The sequence below is a fragment of the Niveispirillum irakense DSM 11586 genome (assembly GCF_000429645.1).
GTDB classification, from domain to species: domain Bacteria; phylum Pseudomonadota; class Alphaproteobacteria; order Azospirillales; family Azospirillaceae; genus Niveispirillum; species Niveispirillum irakense.
In genome coordinates this window covers 136154-159666 of record NZ_KE386934.1, presented here as the reverse complement: position 1 = coordinate 159666, position 23513 = coordinate 136154, and the positions used below count along the sequence as shown (strand labels likewise).

Sequence of the window (23513 nt, the reverse complement as noted above, 5' to 3'; positions counted from 1 at the left end):
GACAGAGCCGGACGCCAGCCTTGCCCAAGCCGCCGCAGCGATTCTTTTCCGTTTCGTCCGCCAACCCGGTCCGGCTGGTGGCTATCGGCCTGACGCTTCTGGTCCTTGTGGCCATTGCCGGGCTGGTCGCCATGGGCAAGGTGGAAGGCCCGCCCCCGGCGGAATGGCCGGGTGGTCTGCGTGGGGGGCTGCTGATCTGGGTGGTTTCCGCCTTTCTGGCCTTTGGTGGTCTGTTCCTGTTCGCCCGCATCCGCGACAGCTTGCGCCAGGGGGATGAGCGCCGGCGGATGCTGTCGCGGGCCATCGAGGCGGCAGGGCTGCCGCAATGCGTTACGGGGCCGGCCGGTGAGGCGCTGATTTATAATCCGGCGTTTCGGGATATTGCCCGGCCCGGCACCCGGCTTCCCCTGACGGCGCTGGCGGAGGCTTGTGCTTCCTCCATCGCGGGAGCGGAGATTTCACGCCTGTCTGGTTTGGCCGAACGGGGCAGGGCGGGCGACGCGCTTCTCCGCCTGCGCACGGGTGAGAACTGGCAGATCCATGCCTATCCGCTGGAAACCATGCCGGGCCATGTGCTGTGGCAGTTGAAGCGGGCGGTGGAAGCCCCGTTGGTGCCGTCAATCCCTGAGATACCCGATCCGGCGCCCGTCCTGGAAGCAGACGAACTGGCATCGCTGCGCACCGCGCTGGGGGCGATGGAGCGTCGCTTCCAGCGCTTTTTCGACCATGCGCCGATCGGTGTGGCCCAGGTGGATGGCGACCTGCGGCTGGTGGAATGCAATGACACGGTACTGACCCTTGCCAGCATGCCGCTGGCCGAGGCGTTGGACCGCCCGGTCGGCCAGTTGTTCCAGCGTGACCAGCGGGTGGCGGTGCTGAACCGGCTTATGGCGGTTCGCGATGGGGCCGATCCGGGCGGCCCGTTCGAAGCACCGTTGCGCGGCGGTGCCGGGCCTGTGGTGCAGATTTTCGCCCGCCGCCTGGATGGTGCCGGGGATGAGGGCGGCGGCCTGATCCTGCATCTGGTGGACATGACCACCCAGAAGAATTTGGAGGCCCAGTTCGTCCAGTCGCAGAAGATGCAGGCCATCGGCCAGCTTGCCGGCGGTGTGGCGCATGATTTCAACAATCTGCTGACGGCGATGATCGGGTTCTGCGACCTGCTGCTGTTGCGCCATAAACCGGGTGATGCTTCCTTCACCGACATTATGCAGATCAAGCAGAATGCCAACCGCGCCGCCAATCTGGTGCGGCAGTTGCTGGCTTTTTCCCGGCAGCAAACGCTGCAGCCGCGCATCCTGTCCGTTACCGATGTGCTGGCGGAACTGTCAAACCTGCTGCGGCGGCTGATCGGTGAGAATATTGAACTGCGCATGCTGCATGGTCGAGATCTGGGCCTGGTCAAGGTCGATCAGGGGCAGTTGGAGCAGGTGATCATCAATCTTTGCGTCAATGCCCGCGATGCGATGGCGGGCAGTGGCGGCAAGCTGACCGTCGTCACCTCCAATTTCACCACCGCCGCCCCCGTCATCCGGGAGACGGAAACGATGCCCGCCGGCGATTATGTGCTGGTGGAAGTGATTGATACCGGTGTGGGCATTCCGAAAGAGAATTTGCAGCGCATCTTTGAACCCTTTTTCTCGACCAAGGAATTGGGCTCCGGCACGGGGCTGGGGCTATCCACCGTCTATGGCATCGTGCGTCAGACGGGCGGCTTCATCTTCGTGGACAGTGCGCCCGGCGACGGGGCCAAATTCTCGATCTACCTGCCGCGCTTCAACGACGCTGCTCATCCCCTTCCCACCGGTGGTGCGGATAAGGGGGAGCGCAGTGGCCCCGACCTGACCGGGTTTGGCACCGTTCTGCTGGTAGAGGATGAGGATGCGGTGCGCACCTTCTCCGCCAGGGCTTTGCGCAACAAAGGCTATAATGTGGTCGAGGCCCGGTGTGGGGAAGAGGCGCTGGAACTGCTGCGGCGGGATGACCGGCCGGTGGTGGACCTGATCATCACCGATGTGGTGATGCCGCAGATGGATGGGCCGACCCTGATCCGGGAAGTGCGGGATTTCATGCCGGATGTGAAGGTGATCTTCATTTCCGGCTATGCGGAGGAACGGTTCCGCGGAACGGTCGGCGGCGACGGGATGGCTGACTTCCTGCCCAAGCCCTTCAGTTTGAAGCAGTTGGCAACCAAGGTGAAGGAAGTCATGGGGGCGGGGTGAGGCGTATCGCCGTTAACCCGACCGCAGCGTCAGAATCGCAGGGTGAAAATCGTGCCTTCGCCCACCCGGCTGTCAGCGGTGATGCTGCCGCCATGGGCCAGCATCGTCTGCCGTGCCAGCGCCAGCCCCACGCCCGATCCATCCCGCTTGGTGGTATAGAAGGGGATGAAAATCTTCTCCGCGATCTCCGGCGGGATGCCGGGCCCATTATCGGCCACCATGATCACCACATGCCCCCCTTCATCGAGATGAAGGGTCAGAGTGATCCGCCGGTCGCCGGCTGGGGGGACAGGGGTGTCGCGTAAGGCTTCTACCGCGTTTTTCAACAGGTTGATCAGGACCTGTTCCAGCATGTCGCCGTCACACACCCATTCGAGTTGCGGCGGGTGGATCTGGATTTCCAGCCGGATGCCGTGATCTGTCATGGCGGGGAACATCAGCCTTTCCAGCCGCTGGGCGATATCCTTCGCCTTGAGGCGGGAAAGTTGCGGCGTGGGTACGGCGGTGAATTGCCGGTACCGTTCCACAAAACGCAGCAGTCCGTTGCTGCGCCGCGTCACCGTTTCAACCGCCATTTCGGCATCGGCAACCGCTTCGGTAAAGGCCGGCTGGTCAGCCGTCTGCTGGCGCAGGTCGGACAGGACTGCCTGGGCCGTACGGCTGAGGGAGGCGATGGGGGTCAGGGAGTTCATCATCTCGTGCGTCAGCACGCGAACCAGATCCTGCCAGGCCCGCACCTCTGTTGCTTCCAGGTCGCCGGCAATGTTCTGCAGGCTTATCAACAGCCGGCTTTCACCGCCCTGGATCAGTTGCGTGGCGGTAACGGTCAGTTGCTGGGGCCCTACGGCAGCCCCTGCCGCCACCCGCAGCAATATCCGGCTGCCCGGCTGCAGGGCGCGTAAGGCTTCAGCGATGGTTTGCCCGTCATGGGTCCGGCGGTTCAATTCCTCCGGGCCCAGCAGGCGGTGGGCGAAGTTATTGAGAAGCTGGACCCGACCATCCGTGAACAGCGCCGCAAGCCCGACAGGCACATGGTTCAGCATGGCCATCAGATAATCGACTTGCTTTTGTCCATCGGCACGGCTGGCCCTGAACCGGTCCATCACCATGTTTAAAGCGGTGCCCAGTTCCTCAAAACCGGCGCCATGGGTTTGAACCCGGAAATTCTGGCTGAAATCGCCATGGGCGGCAGCGGAGAGGAAGCGGGCCAATTCCCGGTTGGTTCGGGTTACGGTGCGTAACAGGCCACCAACCTGAAACAGGATGGCGATGGCCAGCAGCAGGGCGGTGGCCCGCCACGTTGTCTCCACCAGCATGATGCCCAGCAGCATCGCGCTGATGGCCAGCAGGGTGACGCGGATCGTGACATTCAGCTCGAACCGCTTAGAGCCCATGCTTTTCCATCCGCCGGTAGAGGGAGGCGCGCGTGATGCCAAGGTCGGTTGCCGCGTGGCTGATATTGCCCTGGTGCTTGGTCAGGGCACGGCGGATAGCCTCCCGCTCCACCGCTTCCAGGTCCAGCGTATCCAGCACCAGGGCACCATTGGCTGCCGCTGGTGCTTCCGGGACCGTGCGGCCCTGGCCAGCCGTGGAAGGCAGGGAGAAATCCTCTGCGTCCAGCTGGTCCCCGCCGGACAGGATCATCGCCCGTTCCACCGCATGGCGCAGCGCCCGGACATTGCCGGGCCAGCGGTAGGAAAGCAGGCGGGGCAGGGCCTCGGGCGCTACCGGTTTGGGGGGCATATTATATTTGCGGGCGTAGATAGCGACAAAATGGGCAATCAGGGCGGGGATATCCTCCGCCCGGTCGCGCAAGGGCGGCAGGTGCAGTTCCACCGTATTGATACGGTAAAGCAGATCCTGCCTGAACTGGTTTTCCCGCCCCAACTGCTCCAGCGGCATGTTGGTGGCGCTGATCAGCCGGACATCGATGGGCACCGGCTTGGTGCCCCCCACCGGCACCACCACCCGCTGTTCCAGCACGGACAGAAGCTTGGATTGCAGATGCAGCGGCAGGTTGCCGATTTCATCCAGGAACAGGGTGCCGCCATTGGCGGCGACAAGCCGGCCGACCCGATCTTCCTTGGCGTCGGTGAAGGTGCCCTTCTTGTGGCCGAACAGCTCACTCTCGAAAAGGCTTTCGGAGACGGAGCCCAGGTCGACGGAGACGAACACCTTGTCATGGCGCCGGGACCGGCGATGGATTTCCCGCGCGATTACCTCTTTGCCGGTGCCATTCTCCCCCAGGATCAGGACATTGGCTTCCGTGGGCGCAGCGCGGTCGATCAGGGTGAAAATGCGGGCCATGGAAGGCGAGGTGCCGATCACAGGACCGGCGTCACCTGTGGCGGGCAAGGCCAGTTCCCGACTGGTGGCGGAAGCTGCCTGTGCCTCCCGCCGCGATCCGGTCAGGCGGATAGCAGACGAAAGCGTAGCGATCAGCCGTTCATTCTGCCAGGGCTTCAGGACGAAATCCGTTGCCCCCTGCTTCATGGCCTCTACTGCCGTACCGACATCGCCATAGGCCGTGATCAGCACCACGGACAGGCTGGGGTCGATCTCCAGCACCCGCTTCAGCCATTGGAAGCCTTCGCGACCGGTATTGGCACCCAGGGCGAAATTCATGTCCAGCAGGACGGCATCAAACTGGCCTTCCTGGAGAAGCTGGGGAATGCGGTCGGGCCGGGATTCGGTATGGCAGAGAATGCCTTCCCGTTTCAGCATCAGCCGCGCAGCGACCAGGATGTCCTCGTCATCATCGACGATCAGCACCTTGGACCGCATCTCCATGGATATTCCCCTTACTGCCGGACTGGATATTTAGGATTTCGCCTTCTGGGCGCTGCCCTGGATGGCTTCACCGGCCTTTTCGATATCCCGGCCCATGCCCTGGATCGTGTTGCAGGCCGAAAGGGTGAACAGGCAGAGGATAAGAGAAATGATCAAAGTGGCGTGTTTCATTTGGCTTACCCGGTTGGACCAGTCTATTCCTGACGGATCGATTATCATGAAGCTGTAATCCATGTCCAAAGTGGCGAAAGTGCGGGTCGATCAGGCCCTGGTTGACCGGGGTTTGGCAGAGACGAAGTCAAAGGCTCAGGCATTGATCCTGGCAGGCCTGGTCTATGCCGATACCAAGCGGATCGACAAGGCCGGGGACCAGGTGCCGGAGCATCAGGCCCTGACCGTCAAGGGCCAGGACCATCCCTGGGTCAGCCGTGGCGGGCTGAAACTGGTCAAGGGGCTGGATACGTTCGGGATCGACCCGACGGGGATGGTGGCGATGGATGTCGGCGCCTCCACCGGCGGCTTCACCGATGTGCTGCTGACCCGCGGGGCGGCCAGGGTCTATGCCGTGGATGTCGGCCATGGGCAGTTGGCCTGGAAGCTGCGGGAAGATCCGCGCGTGACGGTGATGGAAAAGACCAATGCCCGGCATCTGACGGCGGAGCAGGTGTCCGATCCGCTGGATATTGTGGTCTGCGATGCCAGCTTCATCGGGCTGGAAACGGTGTTGCCAGCCCCCATGGCCCTGACCCGGCCCGGCGCCTATCTGGTGGCGCTGATCAAGCCCCAGTTCGAGGTGGGCAAGGGCCGTGTCGGCAAGGGCGGCGTGGTGCGGGAGCCGGAACTGCACCAGGAGGTCTGTGACCGTATCCAGGGCTGGCTGGCGGCCCAGCCGGGCTGGACTGTGCTGGGCATTGCCGAAAGCCCCATCACCGGGCCGGAGGGCAATAAGGAATTCCTGATCGGCGGCCGCCGCGACGCCTGACCGTGGGGAGGCGCGGGGAGGGGAGCCTCCCCGCGATGGTGCTGGGTCAGTAGACCAGTTCGTCCTCGCCCTTGCCGCTGGCAATGACGATTTCGCCACGCGCCGCCATGTCCTTGGTAAGCTGGACCATATACATCTGCGCCTCGTCCACGTCGCGCAGGCGCACCGGCCCCATGGACCCCATATCCTCGCGCATGATCTTGGCCGCGCGTTCGGACATGTTGGTGAAGAACAGGTCTTTCAGCGTGTCCGACGCGCCCTTCAACGCTGTGGCCAGCTTCTGCTTGTCCACACTGCGCAGCAGGGTCTGGATGCCGCTGGGGTCCAGCTTGGACAGATCCTCGAAGGTGAACATCAAAGCGCGGATACGTTCGGCACTGTCGCGGTTGCGTTCTTCCAACGCCGCCAGGAAGCGGCTTTCGGTATTACGGTCGAAGCTGTTGAAGATTTCCGCCATCATCTCATGCGCGTCGCGGCGGTTGGTGCGGGCCAGGTTCGACATGAATTCGGTGCGCAGCGTGCGCTCGATATCGTCGATCACCTCCTTCTGCACCGCCTCCATGCGCAGCATGCGCATGATCACTTCCATGGCAAAGCTTTCCGGCAGAAGCTGGAGCACCCGCCCGGCATGGTCGCCCTTGATCTTGGACATGATCACGGCAACGGTCTGCGGATATTCATTCTTCAGGTAATTGGCCAGCACCTGCTCGTTCACGTTGGTCAGCTTGTCCCACATGGTGCGACCGGCAGGACCACGGATTTCCTCCATGATCTGGTCGACCTTGTCCTTGGGCAGCACCTTGGTCAGCAGCCGTTCGGTCGAATCGAAGGTACCGACCAGCGATCCGGTGGAACTGATCTGCTCCGCGAATTCGACAAACAGGCGCTCGACAAGGTTGGAGCTGACCGAGCCGAGATTGGCCATGGTCTGCGACAATTCCTTGATCTCATCATCGCCCATCAGGGCGAACAGCTTGGACGCGATCTCCTCGCCCAAGGCCAGCATGAGGATGGCGGCCTTTTCCGGACCGGTCAGACCGCGATAATCTTCACGAACGCGCATGGCCATGACGGCAACTCCCTGGGCACAAAGGCCAGCGACTCAAATATATTGGCGACTTGATAACGGGATTCTAGCATAGCCCTGCGATCAGGTGAATCCCATCACCGGACTTTTGCCCCAGCATCTGGAGCCGACGGAATGAATATATCGCCCGCCTTCCCCTCCGTGGTTGATCTGGGGCAGGATGGCCCGCCCGGTGAGAGTTATCGACCCGATGCAGCGCGCATCCTGGCCGGTGACCCGGTGCAATCCGTCTCCAACCGGTTCAGCAGCACCGACGGCCGTTTTAATTGCGGCATCTGGGATTGCCAGCCCGGCAAATGGCGGGTCAGCTTCTCGGAAAATGAATTCTGCCAGTTGCTTGCCGGGATCGTGCTGGTGGAAGGGGATGATGGGTCGCACCATCGTTTTGTGGCGGGCGACGCCTTCGTCATGCCGGCCGGCTTCACCGGCACCTGGGAGGTAGTGGAGCCGGCGCGCAAATATTACGCCGTCTATGAATGAGGCCGGGGCCGGTCAGTCCGGCCAGCGGCGGTGTTGCCACATCCATTGACCGGGCCTCTCCCGCACCCATTCGCCCAGCATCTCGTTCAGCCGGGTCATGATCGCGGTGCCGTCCGGCTTTGGGGTGTCGCCACCGGTGAACTCGATTGGCGGCAGTGCTTCCACCCGGAAACGGGCGGCCCCCAGCCGGATCACCCGCAACGGCACGGCTGGGGCTTTGTAGCGCACCGCCAGGTCGGCCAGCAGGGTGCCGGTCATGGCATCGCGACCCAGGAAGGGCACAGGAATGCCCTCGTTCAGTTTCTGATCAATCAGCAGGCCGACATGGCCGCCACTGCGGATGGTGGTTGCCAGTCCGCGGGCTGCTTCCTTGCCCTTGGGCACCATCTTGCCGCCCAGCGACGCCCGCGCACGGGCCAGCATCTCGGCGACCCAGGGATTGTTCGGCCGACGAAAAACATAGGTCAGTTCCAGACCAAAGCGCGACGCCGTGATGCCGCATAATTCCCAATTGGCGAAATGACCAGTGAAGACGATGCCAGGGCGCCCATCTTCCGCAAGGGCACGCAGGTGTTCCCCACCGATCAGGTCCACATAGGTTTCGTAATTGGCGGCGATCCGGTCCAGGTGGATATATTCCGCGAAGTTGCGGCCCAGATTATCCCAGGCTTCCACCAGCACCTTTTCCTGTTCCGTCGCGGGCAATTCCGGCAGGGAACGGGCAATGTTCCGGCGCATCTGGCGGGAAAGGGGCAGGCGAGGGCCCAGCACCCGCATCAGCCAGCCGCCGGCATCGGATGCCCGTTCCGGCGATAACAGGCGCATTGCCTTGATGAACAACCATGTTGCCGCTGCTTCCAGACGATACAGGACCAGCCGTTTCAGCTTCCGTCTTGTCTGGCTATGATTGGCCATTCATCCGCACTCCACCCAAACCATCCAACAGCCGATCCAGGGCTGCCGGTTCGTCAAATGCCACCGTCACCGGCAATATGGTGATCGCCTCGCGGAGATCGACCGGCAGCCGCATGGCGTCCTTTTCCGTTGTCACGGGCAGCAGGCCCCGCGCCGTGGCACGGGCCAGCAGTTCCGTGATCTCGCCCCTGCTGTAGGGGTGATGATCGGCAAAGGAAAGGGTTTCCACCGGTTCAGCACCGATCTGCCGGAGCGTGTCGAAAAATTTTGCGGGCCGTCCGATGCCGGCAAAGGCGAGTAGCCGCTTGCCCTGCAGGGTTCGTGCGGCGACCGGATCGGGCCGCAGACTGGCTGTCAGGACCGGGATGCCGGCGCCATGGGCGGCGGCATGGGCATCGGCGGCACCTGCACCATCGCCCATCAGGACCAGTGCCTGCGCCCGTGCCAGTCCGGCGGCCACCGGTTCCCGCAGCGGGCCAGCGGGGATGACGCGGCCATTGCCGAAGCCGCTGCCGCCATCGACAACCACCAGCGACAGGTCTTTGTGCAAACCTGGATTCTGGAAACCATCATCCAGGATGATGGCGCCGATTCCCGCCAGGGTCATAGCCCTGGCGGCGTCTGCCCGGTCCCTGCCGATCCAGGCGGGGCCATGGCGGGAAAGCAGCAAAGGCTCATCCCCGACATCGGCGGCAATATGGTGCTGCGGATCAACCGGCAAGGGCCCAGGCAGCCGGCCCCCATGCCCGCGTGACAGGGAAGCGGCGGCAGGCCCGCGAGCCGCCATGCGGCGGACCAGTTCACGCACGACGGGTGTTTTGCCGGCCCCCCCGGCTACCAGATTGCCAACGCAGATCACGGGCACGCCGCACCGATAGGGGGTCGCCCGCACCTGCCGCCGTGTAGCAATGGCGGTCCACAAAGCGGCTGCGGGGGAGAGAAGGGCGGAAGCCACCCCCGGCGGGCGATACCAGAAGCGGGGCGCTTTCATGTGCCGATTCCCGCTTGTGCCAGCAGCGGCGCCAATGCCGCCATCACCCTGTCGATGGCGCCGGCATTGCCTTCCGCTACAGCCTTGGCTGCCGCTGCCTGGCGATCCCGTGCTGCCGGGTCCCGCAGCAGGCGCAGCACGGCTGGGGCCAGATCCTCCCCGCCAGCCACGGAAAGCACGGCATCCGCCGCCCGCATCTCCGCATCCACCTCGGCGAAATTGAACATGTGCGGCCCCTGGATCAAGGCGCTGTCCAGCAGGGCCGGCTCAATCGGATTATGGCCGCCGACTGGCATGAAAGACCCACCCATGGCCGTGACCGGGGCCAGCCGGAACATCAGCCCCAGTTCCCCCAGCGTATCCACCAGGAAGACGGCGCTCTCCTTCTCCGGGTACCTGCTTGTGCTGCGACGGGCAACGGATAGGCCGGTGGTCACGATCTCATCGGCAATCACCCCGCCTCGATCGGGATGCCGGGGAACCAGGATCAGCAGTGCATCCGGCAGCATGGCCATCACCTGCCGGTGAGCCGCCAGCGCAATTGCCTCTTCTCCGGGGTGGGAGCTGGCGAAACACCAGATCGGCCGACCGGCGACCCGGGAACGCAACGCCGCCAATTCATCTTCATCGGCGGGAAGGGGGGCTGCGGAATATTTCAGGTTGCCAATGGCGCGGCTGTCCCGGATGCCCAGGTCTGTCAGGCGCCCCGCTTCCACCGATGTCTGTGCCAGGGCAAGCTGAAAGACGGAGAGAAGGCGCCCGGCAGTCTTGGGGAACCGGTGCCAGTTCTGGAAGCTGCGGCTGCTGATGCGCGCATTGACCAGGGCGCAGGGAATATGGCGGCGTCGGATTGCGGACAGGATATTGGGCCAGAATTCGCTTTCGATCCAGATCACCAGATCGGGGCGCCAATGGTCCAGAAACCCGTTCACCGCCCCTGGCAGATCGACCGGCACATATTGATGGAAAGCGCGCGGGCCCGGCAGCCTGCGGTCCATCAGGGCGGCGGACGTGACGGTACCGGTTGTCACCATGACCCGCACAGTCGGATCAAGCGCCAGCAATCGATCCACAAGTGGCAATATTGCCAGCGATTCCCCCACGCTGGCGCCATGCAACCAGACCAGCCGGCCAGCCGGGCGGGCCAGCGTAGGGCGACCCAGTCTCTCATGGCGCCGGGCCGGGTCTTCCTTGCCGCGGGTGGCGCGCTGATCCAGCAGGTGCCGCACGGCAGGGCCAGCCAGCAAGGTCAGGCTGCGATAAAGAAATTCCAGCATCAAGGTCCAGACAGGGAAGGCGGCGGACAAATCCAGTAGCCGGACCCTAGCACGGTCGGACCCCTGCCCGCCATGGCCGGCCCCATCCCTGTGGTGCAGGTCGAGAGCCGAAATTTGTCACGGATTTCCAAGGGTTTTGGCCCGTTCATGCCGCTTGTTCGCCGTAATGCGGCCTTGATGGATGACCAAAAATTAAAGCGTCCCTGGCAAATAGCCCGCAGTTGGATCAGGAGCAGAAAAATGAACGTGACGCTGAAAAAAGCTCTCCCCGCCGGTCTTGTCGCCGCCCTGCTTGCCATGGTGCCGTTCGCGGACGCGATGGCCCATGGGCGCGACCGCGACCGGCATCACCACCATCATCACCATCACCACCATCACCATGATCGGGGCCGTGACCGGCACCATCACCACCATCACTATAAGCCGCCCCCGCCGCCGCCGGTGCATTACCATTATTACGGCTCTCGCCCGGCGCCCCGGCCGCCCGCGACCATCATCTATCACGACCCTTATCGCAGCTATGTGCCGTCCAATTCCTTCATGCTGAATGTGCAGATTGATGGCAGGCGCTAAGGAAATGCGCAGAAAGGCTTGACGTGGAGGCCCGCCCGCACGACTTTAAGGGAATGTTGGCGGGCCTTCGTGCCTGCGCCTAGCGGATTGATGGAGTGTCGCGATGAACATCGTTCTGTCCCGTGCAGCCCGCGCCGCCGGTTTTGCCGTGCTGGCCACGGTGCCGCTGGTGATGGCCGCCCCGGCGATGGCCAGCGCTCCGGAAGGCAAGGTCAATGGTTTCAAGCCGATTGAACGCCCGCTGACGCCTGGGGAGCGCGTTGCCGGCCATTCTTATGCCCGTCCCGGCAATGATGTCGGGGGTCAGATGCTGGGCATTACGGGCGACAGTGATGGCTCCTCCCGCTCTGGCGTGCAGTTCTCCATGAGCGGTAACTGGGCTGGCAACGGCAACAGCTTTGGCTCCCGCCGGTCCAATTCCCTTTTGGGCGACGGCGTTGCCGCCTATGATGCGGAGCCGTTCTATTCCAACAATCGCGGCTATTATTACAACCCGTCGACCAATAGCTACCAGTCCGCAACGCCGCGGTTGAGCTATAACCAGTCGTTCCTGCGCCATATGTATGACGGCAATATCGCGGGTGTCCCTTCCGTTTCCGCGCCGCTGGAATTCTGGAATGGTCGTCGCTGACCCTTGTTGGTCCAGTTTCATGATGAAGGCCCCGGCGACGGGGCCTTTTCTTTTGCACGTGCGTTAAAACCCGTCCCGTCGCTGGCGAAAAAAAGTCCGTAGCTGTATGGCCGCGCGGGTTTCGTCAAACCCGCCATAGATATCCGGTGCATGATGGCAGGTGGGTTGCTGGAAAAAGCGGGCCCCATGCTCAACACCGCCGCCCTTGGGATCGTAGGCACCAAAATAGACCCGCCGCAGACGGGCGAAGCTGATTGCGGCGGCGCACAGGGCGCAAGGCTCCAGCGTCACATAAAGATCAAGCCCCGGCAGGCGGGGGCTGCGTAAGGCCTGTGCCGCTGCACGGATGGCCAGAATCTCCGCATGTGCCGTCGGATCGCAGAGTTCCTCTGTGCGGTTGCCGGCACGGGCCATGATCTCGCCACTGACAGGATCGACGATTACGGCGCCAACCGGCACCTCCCCACGGGTGGCGGCGGCATCGGCTTCGGCAAAGGCCAGATCCATCGGGGATGGGCTGTGACGGCTTTGGGACATGATGCGGCACAGGCTGCGCTTGGCGGCTATCCGCCGTCAAGAGGGGGAACCGTCGGCGCTTGCGCGCCGTTGCCTTTGGGAACGAAAGCAATCCAAGGGAGAAGCGACGTGACCTTCCACCAGAACCCCTCTGTGGACTCCACCAGGGGCATCTCACCCGGCGCGGATGAGAAGGCCGACAAGCTGTGGGAAATGATCAAGCATATCGATGTGGCGATGATGACCACGTTCGATGGCGACAAGTTCCGCTCCCGCCCCATGTGGTGCAGCAATGACCGTTTCGACGGCAGCCTCTATTTTTTCACCCGCCGTTCCTCGCCCAAGGTGGCGGAGATCATGCAGGATGAGCATGTCGGTCTGTCCTTCGCCCATCCTGGCAAACAGGATTATGTTTCCGTGTCCGGACGGGGGCGGGTGGTGACGGACCGGGGCCTGATGAAGCAGCTATGGCGGGAGCCGATGCGGACCTGGTTCCCCAAGGGCATTGACGATGCCGACATGGTGCTGCTGGCCGTGACCGTGGAGGCGGCGGAATATTGGGATTCGCCGTCTGCCACCATGGTTTTCCTCTATGGCTATGTCAAAGCCCGCCTGACGGGTGAGCCGCCCAATCCTGGTGACCATGAAAAGCTGGGGAATATCGCGGAAGAGGTGCCCGGCACGCCTGACCGGCGCGGCTGGAACGCCTGATCTGTGATTGCGGATAGGGGCCCGTGCTTTACCTGCGGCCCGGTCGCGCGTAAAGTCCGCGCCTATGTCCCAGAACAGCTATGATCCCCTGCATCAGGTGGCCGTTGATGACGCCGCTGATGATGCCCTTGATGCCCCCACGCATGTTGTGGGTGGTGAACGTATTGCCAAGCGCCTGGCCCGTGCCGGCATCTGCTCCCGCCGTGATGCGGAGAAGATGATCGCCGATCGACGGGTCAGCGTGAATGGCCGCGTGCTGGATACGGCGGCCTTCCTGGTCACGGACCAGGACCGGGTGCAGGTGGATGGCCGCCTTGTGGCGATGCCGGAACCGACGCGCCTGTGGCGTTATCACAAGCCGGACGGGTTGGTGACCACCGCCCGGGATGAGCAGGGACGCGCCACCGTCTTTGACAATCTGCCGTCAAGCCTGCCGCGTGTGATCTCTGTCGGTCGCCTGGACCTTTCCTCTGAAGGGTTGCTGCTGCTCACCAATGATGGCGGGCTGGCCCGTTTCCTGGAATTGCCCAGCACCGGTTGGTTGCGCCGCTATCGCATCCGCGTCCATGGGGTGCCGACGGCAGAAACCATGCGCCGCCTGGAAGAAGGGGTGGTTGTTGATGGGATCGCTTATGGTCCCATTGAAACGGTAATCGACCGGACCGTCGGTTATAATTCCTGGCTGACGGTGGGCCTGCGCGAAGGCAAAAACCGCGAGGTTCGGCGCGTCTTCGATTATCTGGGCCTGCCCGTCAGCCGCCTGATCCGCACTGCCTATGGTCCTTTCCAGTTGGGCAAGCTTGAGCGGGGCGCGGTGGAAGAGGTGCCGCGCCGTGTCTTGCGTGACCAGATCCCCGCCTTCTTCCCCGACGACGCACCGGAAGAGCCGACGGAGGATGTCCGGGCGCCGCGCATGCGTTATGACCGGTTGACCAAAGCCGCTGCCGCTGTGGCCCCGGCTGCGGCCACCAAAGGGACCAAGCCGGCCCCGGCAAAGCCCGCTGCCAAGCCCGGCACGTCGCGCCCCTCCGCCGATAAGGCCCGCGCCAGCGTGGAACGGATGATGGGCGGCAAGCGCAAGCCCGCCGCCACAACCTTCAACCCGGAGAAGCAGGAGGCCCGCGCCGCTGCCAAGGCAGGGCCGGCTGCGGCACAGCCGGCGAAGCCGGTTGGGAAGAAGGGCGGTATGGCCCTGTCCGATGCTGCCCGCAAGGCGGTTGCGGCCATGGATCGCGCCTTGTCCAAGGGAGATATCCCGCCGCCGGAGAAAACGGGATCGGCCAAGCCGTCCCGCCGGTCTGCCGCATCGGCGCCGGCACCTGGATCGGCGGCACCGGCAGGCAATAAGCAGTCATCGCGTAATCCTGCTGGGGGCAAGGGTGCGGATCGTCGGCGGTAAGCATCGCGGACGGTCGCTGGAGGCGCCCACCGGGCGCGATGTGCGCCCTACCAGTGACCGGACCCGGCAGTCCCTTTTCAATATCCTCAGCCATGGCGACTGGGGGGGGGAGGAGGGGGTTTTCGAGGGGGCTATTGTCCTGGATGCCTTTTGCGGCACGGGGGCGTTGGCGCTGGAAGCCCTGTCCCGGGGGGCCGTACAGGCCCTGTTTCTGGACAAGGCCCGTTCTTCCCTGGAGATTGCCCGCCGTAACGCACAGAGTTTGGGCGAGACGGGCAGGTGCCGTTTCGTCCTTGGGGATGCCGCCCTGCCACCCTTGGCGCCGGATGCGGCAACGCTGGTCTTTTTGGATCCGCCCTATGGGCAGGATTTGGCAGCCCCTGCACTGACCGGTCTGGCCGGTGCCGGTTGGCTGGCCGCTGGGGCGTTGATCTGCGTGGAGGTTGGGGCGAAAGACCCATTCACGCCGCCCCCTGGCTTCAATCTGTTGGATGAGCGGGATTATAGCCAGGCCCGCATCCTGTTCCTTCGTTACGAAGCGGCCTGCTGAAACGGGGGTGTGATTTTCTGCGCGTCCAGACACGGTTTGTCAGCCAGGACAACCCGGTTGCGTCCCTGTGTTTTGGCCAGATAGAGCGCTTCATCGGCGGTGGCGATCAGGCCACCCGTGCTGGCCATGTGGTTTTCATCCATCCATGCAAGACCGATACTGATGGTGACAACCTCATGGGGGCTGTCCTGGTGCGGGATGGCCAGGGCCTGCACGTCGTCCCTGATGCGCTGGGCGACCTGAAGAGCGGCTTCAGGGCTCAACTGTGCCAGAACAACGGCGAATTCCTCGCCGCCATATCGCGCAACAATATCCTGGGCGCCGCGCACGGCCCCGGCGATGCAATGGGCGACCTCGCGTAAAGCGGTGTCACCGGCAAGGTGGCCATACCGGTCATTGAAATATTTGAAATGGTCGACATCCAGCAGAAGCAGTGCAGTTTTGCGGCCGGGGGGAATTGAGTTCAAATATTCATCCAGCCGCCGCCGGTTGGCGATACCGGTCAGCCCGTCCGTCCCGGCCTGTAACTGCAACTCTCGATTGGCTTGATTAAGGGCTTCATGCGTCCCCCGCAGCCATCCGTTCATCCGGTATTGGACGATCAGCAGGGTAATGATCCCCGCTGAGAAGAGGGTTGTGACAATACCAATGATGATGGCCTTGACTGTCCATTCCCGGTACACCTCTTCCACTGACCAGGCGACATTGATCCGCAAAGGATAGTGGCTGATCTTTCTGGAGACGTAGAGCTTGTTGATTTGATCTAATTGCGCCACGGCTTCGAATACCTGCTCTCCTTGCTGTTCTGATTTGATCAGTGCAGGTGAATTTGACAGGTCCGTTCCCGCCAAATTCGGCACGGTAGGCCGGCGGGCCAGCGCAATCCCTTTATTCAGCAGCAGGGTGATGGAGCTATGTTTGGGAAGATTGAGGCGTGAAAACAAAGTATCGAAATAGGAAAGACGAAGGGCGGCTGAGATAACCCCCACGAATTCACCCCGTGCGTCCTCAACCCTCAGGCTGAAAATCAGGGCTGGCTCCTTCGTCTTAACCGTATTGATCGGACCACTGAGAAAAAGCCCCATCCCACTATTATTCTGATGATATTTGAAATATTCACGCGATGAAAGATCGGTCCCGACAAGTCGGTTCTTGTGGGAACTGGCGCGGATGATGCCTTGATGGTCAAGAATCACCACAGCCGATAATGTATCTTCCATCGCACTCTGAAGCTGGCTGATCCGGTCTTCAGTGATGGGTGTTGGCTGCGTCGGCCCTTCCACAGGCAGGGATTCCCGCACCCCTTTGAGCAGTGTTTCTAGAAGCCCCAGTCTTTGTTCAACATAGGCGGAGAGAATGAGGCTGATATTATCCTCGATCTTTACGGCCTCATTGCCGACATCTTCACGATCATTCAGCAACTGCAACATGATGATTGCCAGCATGCCGATAGCAAGAATCGCGCTTAATCCCACAAAAAGTGTCTCAAGCACGGGCCCCGCAAACCAACCGGCTGTTCGGCCATATCTGAACGTGTGTATCCGCATGCCGGCAGTATAAACACGGATCAACTGCCGGTAAGGCAGCACGATACGTCCCTTCGTATAGGCGAAGGGGATTTTCCAATGAAAACAGGCTGCCAGACCTATACTTTGGTCGAAGCAAGAGTGTTGGGCAGAAACAGTTTAGAATAAGGTCGGTTGTGCCGGCCTGCTATTTTCATTGCGGCGTTTTTGCATTTGTCCGGCCTTAGGGGGTGCCGCCGTTTCATCCGGCCGCAGGCGGCCTGCCACCGCGCCATCCTGAAAGGCAACGGTGACCGGCATATCGGGTTTTGTGTCCACCGCGCTGGTTACAGGTGCCCCCTGCTCATCGGTGACCAGCGCGAATCCCCGCGCCAGCACACCGCGATAGGAATAGCTTTCCAGCAACTGTCCCAGCGTGGCCAGTTTCTGCCCCGCCTTATCCAGCCTTGCCAGATGGGCCCGGTCCAACCGGGCCGGCAGTTCCACCATTTGACGGTGTGCTTCTTCCAGGGATCGGGTCAGGGGGCGCAGGGTCAGCCGGTCGGCGGTGCGGTGGAACCGCCCATCCGCTAAACGCACCGTGCCGGCAAGCCCGGTGGACAAGGCGCGGGCAGCGCCATCCAGCCGCAGGGTGGCAAGGCGGATCACGTCTTGCGGGTGGCGCAGCTTCAGCGCCAGTTGCCGGGTGACGGTGGCCCGGCGTTCCAACCCGGTCCGCATGGCCATGTCCAGCCTTTCGCCCCGGTCGTCCAGCCGCTGTACCAACCCCTCCAGCAGGGAGCGTGGATCACCCAGCCCGCGCGCCAGACCCGCTACATGCTGGCGCCGCAATTCCAGCCCCCGCGCGATGTAGCCATGAAGCCGGCGGCCATCATCCAGCACCTGCGCCAGCAATTCACCGCGTACCGGGACGGCCATTTCGGCGGCTGCCGTAGGGGTGGGCGCGCGGCGGTCGCTGGCAAAGTCAATCAGCGTTGTATCGGTTTCATGCCCCACGGCGGAGATCAATGGGATATGGCTGGCCGCCGCCGCCCGCACCACGATTTCCTCGTTGAAGGCCATCAGGTCTTCCAGACTGCCGCCGCCACGGGCCACAATCAGCAGATCGGGCCGGGGAACCTTGCCGCCGGCTTCCAGACTGTTGAAGCCCTGGATGGCGCGGGCCACCTGCTGGGCAGCGCCATCCCCCTGAACCGCCACAGGCCAGAGCAGGACATGGCGGGGGAAACGGTCAGCCAGCCGGTGCAGGATGTCACGAATCACAGCCCCGGTCGGGCTGGTGATCACGCCGATAGTCTTCGGCAGGAAGGGAAGGGGTTTTTTACGCTCCGGCGCAAACAGGCCTTCGGCGGCCAGCCGGCGCTTGCGCTCCTCCAGCATCTTCAGCAGGGCGCCTTCGCCGGCCAGTTCCATGCTTTCAATGACAAGCTGGTACTGGCTGCGGCCGGGATATGTCGTCAGCTTGCCGGTGCAGACAACTTCCATCCCCTCTTCGGGCCGGATGGCGAGGCGGGCAACCACGCCTTTCCAGCATACCGCCTCGATCACGGCAGCATCGTCCTTCAGCCGCAGATAAAGATGGCCGGAGGAATGGCGCTTGGGCTGGCTGATTTCCCCCCGCACCCGGACATAGCCGAACGCATCCTCCACCGTGCGCTTCAGCGCGCGGGACAGGTCCGTGACGGATAGTTCCGGCAGATTATTGCCGGGACGGGTGGGGGCGGGATCGGAGAAAAAATCGCTCATGATGGCGCGATGATAGACGCGCCATCATGTCCGGGCCAAGCATCATGAACGCGGGCATGATCAATGATGCCTTGTATCCCCCGCCAGCCAAAGGCCGGCGGGGGGACAGGTGCTTACTTCTTCTCGTTCAACAGTTTCTCGATCTCGTCCATGGTGGCGTTCATGCGACGGATCAGGGCCTGATAGGGGGCGGGTGTGGCCAGGTCCACGCCGGCCTGCTTCAGAAGCTGGTAGGGATATTGCGAGCCACCGGCCTTCAGCACGGCCAGATAGGCGTCACGCTCCTTCGCACCGCCCTTTTCGATCTGCTCCCCGAAATAGGCCGCCGCTGCCATGGAGGTGGCGTACTGATAGACGTAGAAGGGACGGTAGAAATGGTTGACCATCTGCCATTCGGCGCAATAGGCATCGTCGATCTTCATGACGCCTTCCTTGTCGCCATGATAGCGCTTCAGCAGGTCGCAATAGATATCGTTCATCTTGCGGCCTGACAGGGCCTCGCCGCGTTCCATGGCGTCATGGGTGGCCAGTTCGAACTCTGCGAACATGGTCTGGCGGAAGAAGGTGCCGCGCATGCTGTCCAGGGCATGGCCCAGATAGAACAGCTTCTCTTCCCTGGTTTCCGACCGGCTCAACATATAGTCGGACAGCAGCACCTCGTTCGTGATGGACGCAACTTCCGCCACGAACAGGGAGTAATCGGAGGTCTCGTAAGGCTGGGTCGCGTCGGCCAGCTTGGTATGCATGCCATGGCCCCATTCATGGGCAAAGGTCGACACGCTGTCGAACGTGTCCTGATGGTTCAGGAACACAAACGGATGCACGCCGAACACACCGGTCTGATAGGCGCCGGGGCGTTTGCCTTCCGCCGGGTAAACATGCATCCAGCGGCCCTTCAGCGCTTCTTCCAGGCCGCGGCTGTAATCCTTGCCCAGTGGCTTCACGGCAGCCAGGGTCAGGGTCTTGGCCTCGTCGATCGGGAACTTGCGGTCCAGTTCCACGATGGGCGGATAGATATCGTAATAATGCAGATCCGGCAGGTTCAGCATCCGCTGACGGATTTTCAGGTAGCGGTGCAGTGTCGGCAGGGCCTTGTTGGTTTCCGCCACCAGCGTGCGATAGACGCTTTCCGGAATGTCGTTCTGTGCCAGGGAGGCGGCCACGGCGCTCGGATAATTGCGCAGCTTGGCCATGGCCACGCCGGCCTGGATGCGGTTGGCCAGCAGGCTGCCATCGGTGTTGGTGTACTGGCCAAACTTGGTCCAGAACGTATCGAAGGCCAGCTTGCGCACCGCCCGGTCCGGTCTTTCCCGCAGCTTTGAATAGCCCACCTGGTTGATCTTGGCCGTGCTGCCATCGGGCAGGGTCACGGTCGGCCAGTCAATGTCGGAACTGGTCAGAAGCTGGTAGGTGGAGCCGGCATTATACATGGCGGGACCAACGGCAGCCAAAGCGGCCTCGGCCTCATGGCCCAGCGTATGGGCTTTCTTGCGCAGCGTGTCATGCAGGCCGAAGGCGTGTTTTTCCAGCCCCTTGTCGGCCTTGATGAGGGCGCTGATCTTGTCCGCCCCCAGCTCCTGGATTTCCGGCTCCATCCAGGCTGTGGCACTGCCGATATCGGCACCAAGCTGCCGGACAAGATTGCTGCCTTCCTGGGCCGCATTGTCACGGGCGTTGGTGGAGAACTGGGTGGACATATAGACTGACAGCCGGTTCATCCGCAGATAGATCGACGATACCTTGTCCAGTGCGGTGCGCAGGGTCGCGGCATCCTTGCCCAATGTGCCTTTCATCGCGGTGAGCGCGGGCAGTTCCGCGGCAATGGCCTTGCGCTCCGCATCCCAGGCGGCGCGATCCTTGTAAAGGACGCTCAGGTCCCAGACATAGCGCTCATCCACCTTGGCGGCAGCGGCGGGGGCCTGCTGGGCCTGCGCCATGGAAAGGGGAGACAGTGCCGCAAACAGGGCAATGGCGGCGGCACCGGCCAGCCGGTTGCGCAAACGGTTCTTCATGTGCATGGGATCGCTCTATTGATTTTTCATTAAAAAATGGCGCGGATATTTATCCGCGCCATGTAGGGTCAGACGGTTACTTCTTCTCCGCCAGCAGCTTTTCCATCTCGTCCATGATGGTGTTCATGCGGCGGATCAGGGCCTGATAGGGGGCAGGGGTGGCCATATCCAGGCCCGCCTTCTTCAGCAGCGGATATGGATATTCCGACCCGCCAGCCTTCAGCACGGACAGGAACAGGTCACGCTGCTTGTCGCCCCCCTTCTGCACTTCATCGGCGAAATAGGCCGCCGCCGCAATGGAGGTGGCATATTGGTAGACATAGAAGGCGCGGTAGAAATGCGGAATGAAGCTCCATTCCGCGCAATATTTCTCGTCAATCTTCATGACGCCTTCTTTGTCGCCATGATAGCGCTTCAGCAGGTCGCAATAGATTTCCTTCATGCGGGAGCCGCTGATCGCCTCTCCCCGTTCCACCGCGTCATGTGTGGCCAGTTCAAATTCTGCGAACATGGTCTGGCGGAAGAAGGTGGCGCGCATGCCTTCCAGGGCTTGGCCCAGATAGAACAGCTTTTCTTCCCGCGTCTCTGCCCGGCTCAACATGTAATCGGACAGCAGCATCTCGTTGGTGATGGAGGCGATCTCCGCCACGAACAGCGGATAGCCTGCCGTTTCATAAGGCTGTGCCGCGTTGGCAAGGGCCGTGTGCATGCCATGGCCCCATTCATGGGCATAGGTGGTCATGCTGTTAAAATCATCCTGATGGTTCAGGAAGACATAAGGATCAATGCCATAGGTGCCCCATTGATAGGCGCCGCTTTCCTTCCCCTCTGCCGGCATCACATGCATGGTCCGCTTGGCGGTGATCCGGTCCAGGGTGGCGGTATAATCCTTGCCCAGCGGCTTGGTGGCCGCCAGGGTCAGGGTCCGCGATTCATCAAAGGTGAACTTGCGGTCAAGCTGCACCAGCGACGGATAGATATCGTAGTAATGCAGGTCCGGCAGGCCCAGCATCTTCTGCCGCAGCTTGAAATAGCGGTGCAGGGTCGGCAGCCCCTTATTCGCTTCCGCTACCAGGGTACGATAGACCGCTTCCGGGATGTCATTGGCGGCAAGTGAGGCGGCCACGGCCGTGGGGTAATGGCGCAGCTTGGCATCAATGGTGCCGGCCTGTACAGCGGCAGCCAGCGTATTGCCCATTGTATTTTCATACTGGCCGAACTTGGTCCAGAACAGGTCAAACACCTGCTTGCGCACGGCCCGGTCAGGATCCTGCCGCAACTGGCCATAGCCGGACTGGTTCAGCTTCTTCTTGGTGCCGTCGGGGAGGGTGATTTCCGGCCAGTCGATATCGGCATTGGCCAGCACGGAATAAGTATTGCTGGCAGACCCGAAGATGGGGCCGAAGGCAGCGATGGCGGCTTCGGTTTCCGGGGTCAATGTATGTGCCTTCAGCCGCAGAATGTCATGCAGGCGGACAGCATGCTTTTCCAGCCCCTTATCAGCCTTGATGAAGGCATTGATCTTGTCCTCGCCCAGCGACTGAACTTCTGGTGCGAACCAGGCGATGGCGGCGGATGCCTGGGCGGCCATGGATTGCGACAGGTTCAGGCGTTCCTGATAGGCGTTGTCGCGTGTGTCGGTGGAATATTGCAGATAGGCATAGACCTGCAGCTTTTCCGCCTGATGGTTCAGCGCCGACATCCGGTCCATGACGGTCCGCAGGGTGGCGGCATCCTTGCCCAGGGTGCCTTGCCATTTCTTCGCCTCGTCAAGATCGGTCAGCAGTTTCTTGCGGGCATTGTCCCAGTCAGCCGGGCTTTTAAAGATGGGGGCCAGATCCCACACCAGCTTGTCATCCACTTTGGCGGCGGCAGCCTGCGGTGCCTGCGCCTGCGCGGCTGTCAGGGGGCTGAGGGCGCCAACCAGGGCGATGGCAGTGGCGGCGAGAAGCTGTTTGGCAATATGTGTGGTCATGCTGTCCCCGTTCAGGTGGAAGGCCGGGCTTTATCCGTTGCCCGGATTTTCCCTTGTTTATAAACGAGCAGCCCTTCACCGTTTCATCGAATTTGTAACGGAGTGGTTTCAAACGCCGCCACCGGCTATGGTCGCTGCCATAAGCCATTCCGCAACAGGGATATCGCACTGTCATGATCGCGATCCGCGCCGCCGCAGCCGCCAAGCTGAACCTCTATCTGCATGTGCTGGGCCGGGCCGCCAATGGCTATCACCAGCTTGACAGTCTGGTGGCCTTCGCCAGCGCCCATGATCTGATCGAGGTTGCGCCCGGCAACGGCTTCAGCCTTTCCATCCAGGGACCGTTCGCCCTGTCGCTGTTGATGGAGGATACGGACAGTAATCTGGTGGCAAAGGCCGTGAAGGCCTTGGCGGCGGCCCTGGACCGCCCGGCCGATCTTTCGATCACGCTATTTAAGAACCTGCCTGTCGCATCGGGTATCGGCGGCGGATCGGCTGATGCCGCTGCCGCCCTGCGCGCGGTGGCGACCTTGTGGGGTTTGGAACCGGATGACCCGGTGCTTGCCCGCATCGCGCCCACCCTGGGTGCCGATGTCCCGGTCTGTCTGGCGGGCCGCACCGCTTATTTTGCTGGCACGGGTACGGAATTGACCCCGGCGCCGGACCTGCCGGAAAGCTGGGTTCTTCTGGTTAATCCAGGCGTCGCCTTGTCCACCCCCCAGGTCTTCGCCGCCCGTACCGGGGCCTATTCCGACCCTGGGCGTCTGGACAATATGCCGGCGACAGTGGCGGATCTGGCCGATGCCCTGCGGGATCGGCGCAACGATCTTTCCATGGCGGCGCAGAGCCTCGCCAAACCGGTAACAGAGGCACTGGCCGCCCTGGAGATGACACCCGGCTGTCTGTTGGCGCGCATGTCCGGCAGTGGGGCTACCTGCTTCGGGCTTTACGCTGATGCGGATGGCGCCGTGGCGGCGGGCACGATGATCTCTCGCGTCCGGCCCGGCTGGTGGGTGCAGCCCGCCGCCCTGGTCAATGATGTTGCTGCCGTGGAAACAGTGGGGGAAGGGGACGCAATAGCGGTGTGAGCGCCGCCGCAGCGTCCAGTCCGCTTCATCGCCACTCTTATT

At 62.4% G+C, this 23513-nt stretch carries 21 protein-coding genes; 9 read left to right on the top strand and 12 right to left on the bottom strand.

Annotated features, from left to right (window positions below; translation table 11 throughout):
• The first annotated feature begins 20 nt into the window (after positions 1–20).
• The gene (locus tag G473_RS27975; RefSeq protein ID WP_051330498.1) at positions 21–2222 is read left to right on the top strand and encodes a response regulator; all 2202 of its coding nucleotides are present in this window, start codon (positions 21–23) and stop codon (positions 2220–2222) included.
• Between the two features lie 29 nt (positions 2223–2251).
• Here G473_RS27975 and G473_RS0119630 read toward each other — a convergent pair whose 3' ends face one another.
• Genes G473_RS0119630 through G473_RS30020 form a run of 3 tightly spaced genes read right to left on the bottom strand, consistent with a single transcriptional unit; the run spans position 2252 to position 5183 of the window.
• Entirely contained in the window at positions 2252–3616 is a 1365-nt protein-coding gene (locus G473_RS0119630; protein ID WP_029014500.1) for a sensor histidine kinase, read from the bottom strand.
• Complete coding sequence (locus tag G473_RS0119625) at positions 3606–5012, bottom strand: sigma-54-dependent transcriptional regulator (RefSeq protein WP_029014499.1); 1407 nt, start codon at positions 5010–5012, stop codon at positions 3606–3608. Before G473_RS0119625 ends, G473_RS0119630 begins: the two co-directional genes overlap by 11 nt.
• Before the next feature lie 30 nt (positions 5013–5042).
• Positions 5043–5183: an entericidin A/B family lipoprotein gene (locus G473_RS30020; RefSeq protein ID WP_084438385.1), complete on the bottom strand. Its 141-nt coding sequence runs from the start codon at positions 5181–5183 to the stop codon at positions 5043–5045.
• A gap of 70 nt (positions 5184–5253) precedes the next feature.
• Here G473_RS30020 and G473_RS0119615 point away from each other — a divergent pair, with 70 nt between their 5' ends.
• Entirely contained in the window at positions 5254–5994 is a 741-nt protein-coding gene (locus G473_RS0119615; RefSeq protein ID WP_029014498.1) for a TlyA family RNA methyltransferase, read from the top strand.
• Positions 5995–6040: 46 nt separating this feature from the next.
• On the opposite strand, the gene fliG is transcribed toward G473_RS0119615, so the two are convergent.
• On the bottom strand, positions 6041–7063 hold the full coding sequence (gene fliG / locus G473_RS0119610) for a flagellar motor switch protein FliG (protein ID WP_029014497.1): 1023 nt from the start codon (positions 7061–7063) through the stop codon (positions 6041–6043).
• A gap of 132 nt (positions 7064–7195) precedes the next feature.
• Between fliG and G473_RS0119605 the strand changes: the two genes are divergently transcribed.
• Positions 7196–7561 carry a cupin domain-containing protein gene (locus G473_RS0119605; RefSeq protein WP_084438383.1) on the top strand — a complete coding sequence of 122 codons (366 nt, stop codon included), beginning with the start codon at positions 7196–7198 and terminating at the stop codon, positions 7559–7561.
• 12 nt (positions 7562–7573) lie between these two features.
• Here G473_RS0119605 and G473_RS0119600 read toward each other — a convergent pair whose 3' ends face one another.
• Genes G473_RS0119600 through G473_RS0119590 form a run of 3 tightly spaced genes read right to left on the bottom strand, consistent with a single transcriptional unit; the run spans position 7574 to position 10774 of the window.
• A complete protein-coding gene (locus tag G473_RS0119600; protein ID WP_035708413.1) occupies positions 7574–8476 on the bottom strand; it encodes a lipid A biosynthesis lauroyl acyltransferase in 903 nt (300 codons plus the stop codon).
• The gene (gene lpxK, locus G473_RS0119595; protein ID WP_029014494.1) at positions 8463–9467 is read right to left on the bottom strand and encodes a tetraacyldisaccharide 4'-kinase; all 1005 of its coding nucleotides are present in this window, start codon (positions 9465–9467) and stop codon (positions 8463–8465) included. Before lpxK ends, G473_RS0119600 begins: the two co-directional genes overlap by 14 nt.
• Positions 9464–10774: a glycosyltransferase N-terminal domain-containing protein gene (locus G473_RS0119590; RefSeq protein ID WP_029014493.1), complete on the bottom strand. Its 1311-nt coding sequence runs from the start codon at positions 10772–10774 to the stop codon at positions 9464–9466. The genes lpxK and G473_RS0119590 overlap by 4 nt, the downstream gene beginning before the upstream one ends.
• 210 nt (positions 10775–10984) lie before the next feature.
• On the opposite strand from G473_RS0119590, the gene G473_RS30900 reads away from it, so the two are divergent.
• Positions 10985–11317 carry a hypothetical protein gene (locus G473_RS30900; RefSeq protein ID WP_051330497.1) on the top strand — a complete coding sequence of 111 codons (333 nt, stop codon included), beginning with the start codon at positions 10985–10987 and terminating at the stop codon, positions 11315–11317.
• Positions 11318–11420: 103 nt separating this feature from the next.
• On the top strand, positions 11421–11948 hold the full coding sequence (locus G473_RS0119580; RefSeq protein ID WP_029014492.1) for a hypothetical protein: 528 nt from the start codon (positions 11421–11423) through the stop codon (positions 11946–11948).
• Between the two features lie 63 nt (positions 11949–12011).
• Here G473_RS0119580 and G473_RS0119575 read toward each other — a convergent pair whose 3' ends face one another.
• Positions 12012–12455: a nucleoside deaminase gene (locus G473_RS0119575; RefSeq protein WP_029014491.1), complete on the bottom strand. Its 444-nt coding sequence runs from the start codon at positions 12453–12455 to the stop codon at positions 12012–12014.
• Positions 12456–12593: 138 nt separating this feature from the next.
• Here G473_RS0119575 and G473_RS27965 point away from each other — a divergent pair, with 138 nt between their 5' ends.
• The 3 genes from G473_RS27965 to G473_RS0119560 all read left to right on the top strand — a co-directional run bounded on the left by G473_RS27965 (position 12594) and on the right by G473_RS0119560 (position 15124).
• Positions 12594–13175 carry a pyridoxamine 5'-phosphate oxidase family protein gene (locus tag G473_RS27965; RefSeq protein WP_245580185.1) on the top strand — a complete coding sequence of 194 codons (582 nt, stop codon included), beginning with the start codon at positions 12594–12596 and terminating at the stop codon, positions 13173–13175.
• 64 nt (positions 13176–13239) lie between these two features.
• Complete coding sequence (locus G473_RS31235; protein ID WP_084438381.1) at positions 13240–14574, top strand: pseudouridine synthase; 1335 nt, start codon at positions 13240–13242, stop codon at positions 14572–14574.
• The gene (locus tag G473_RS0119560; RefSeq protein WP_029014490.1) at positions 14555–15124 is read left to right on the top strand and encodes an RsmD family RNA methyltransferase; all 570 of its coding nucleotides are present in this window, start codon (positions 14555–14557) and stop codon (positions 15122–15124) included. Before G473_RS31235 ends, G473_RS0119560 begins: the two co-directional genes overlap by 20 nt.
• Here G473_RS0119560 and G473_RS0119555 read toward each other — a convergent pair.
• From G473_RS0119555 to pepF (G473_RS0119540), 4 genes are all read right to left on the bottom strand, one after another.
• Complete coding sequence (locus tag G473_RS0119555) at positions 15106–16617, bottom strand: sensor domain-containing diguanylate cyclase (RefSeq protein WP_161631016.1); 1512 nt, start codon at positions 16615–16617, stop codon at positions 15106–15108. The two genes, G473_RS0119560 and G473_RS0119555, sit on opposite strands and share 19 nt — an antisense overlap.
• Positions 16618–16809: 192 nt before the next feature.
• Positions 16810–18396, bottom strand: a complete 1587-nt coding sequence (gene xseA / locus G473_RS27955) for an exodeoxyribonuclease VII large subunit (protein WP_084438377.1) — start codon at positions 18394–18396, stop codon at positions 16810–16812.
• A 113-nt stretch (positions 18397–18509) separates the two neighbouring features.
• The gene (pepF, locus tag G473_RS0119545; RefSeq protein ID WP_029014488.1) at positions 18510–20414 is read right to left on the bottom strand and encodes an oligoendopeptidase F; all 1905 of its coding nucleotides are present in this window, start codon (positions 20412–20414) and stop codon (positions 18510–18512) included.
• A 70-nt stretch (positions 20415–20484) separates the two neighbouring features.
• Positions 20485–22383 (bottom strand): oligoendopeptidase F, encoded by a 1899-nt coding sequence (gene pepF, locus G473_RS0119540; protein ID WP_029014487.1) that lies wholly within the window; start codon positions 22381–22383, stop codon positions 20485–20487.
• A 173-nt stretch (positions 22384–22556) separates the two neighbouring features.
• On the opposite strand from pepF (G473_RS0119540), the gene G473_RS0119535 reads away from it, so the two are divergent.
• Positions 22557–23471 carry a 4-(cytidine 5'-diphospho)-2-C-methyl-D-erythritol kinase gene (locus G473_RS0119535; protein ID WP_029014486.1) on the top strand — a complete coding sequence of 305 codons (915 nt, stop codon included), beginning with the start codon at positions 22557–22559 and terminating at the stop codon, positions 23469–23471.
• Positions 23472–23513: the final 42 nt, after the last annotated feature.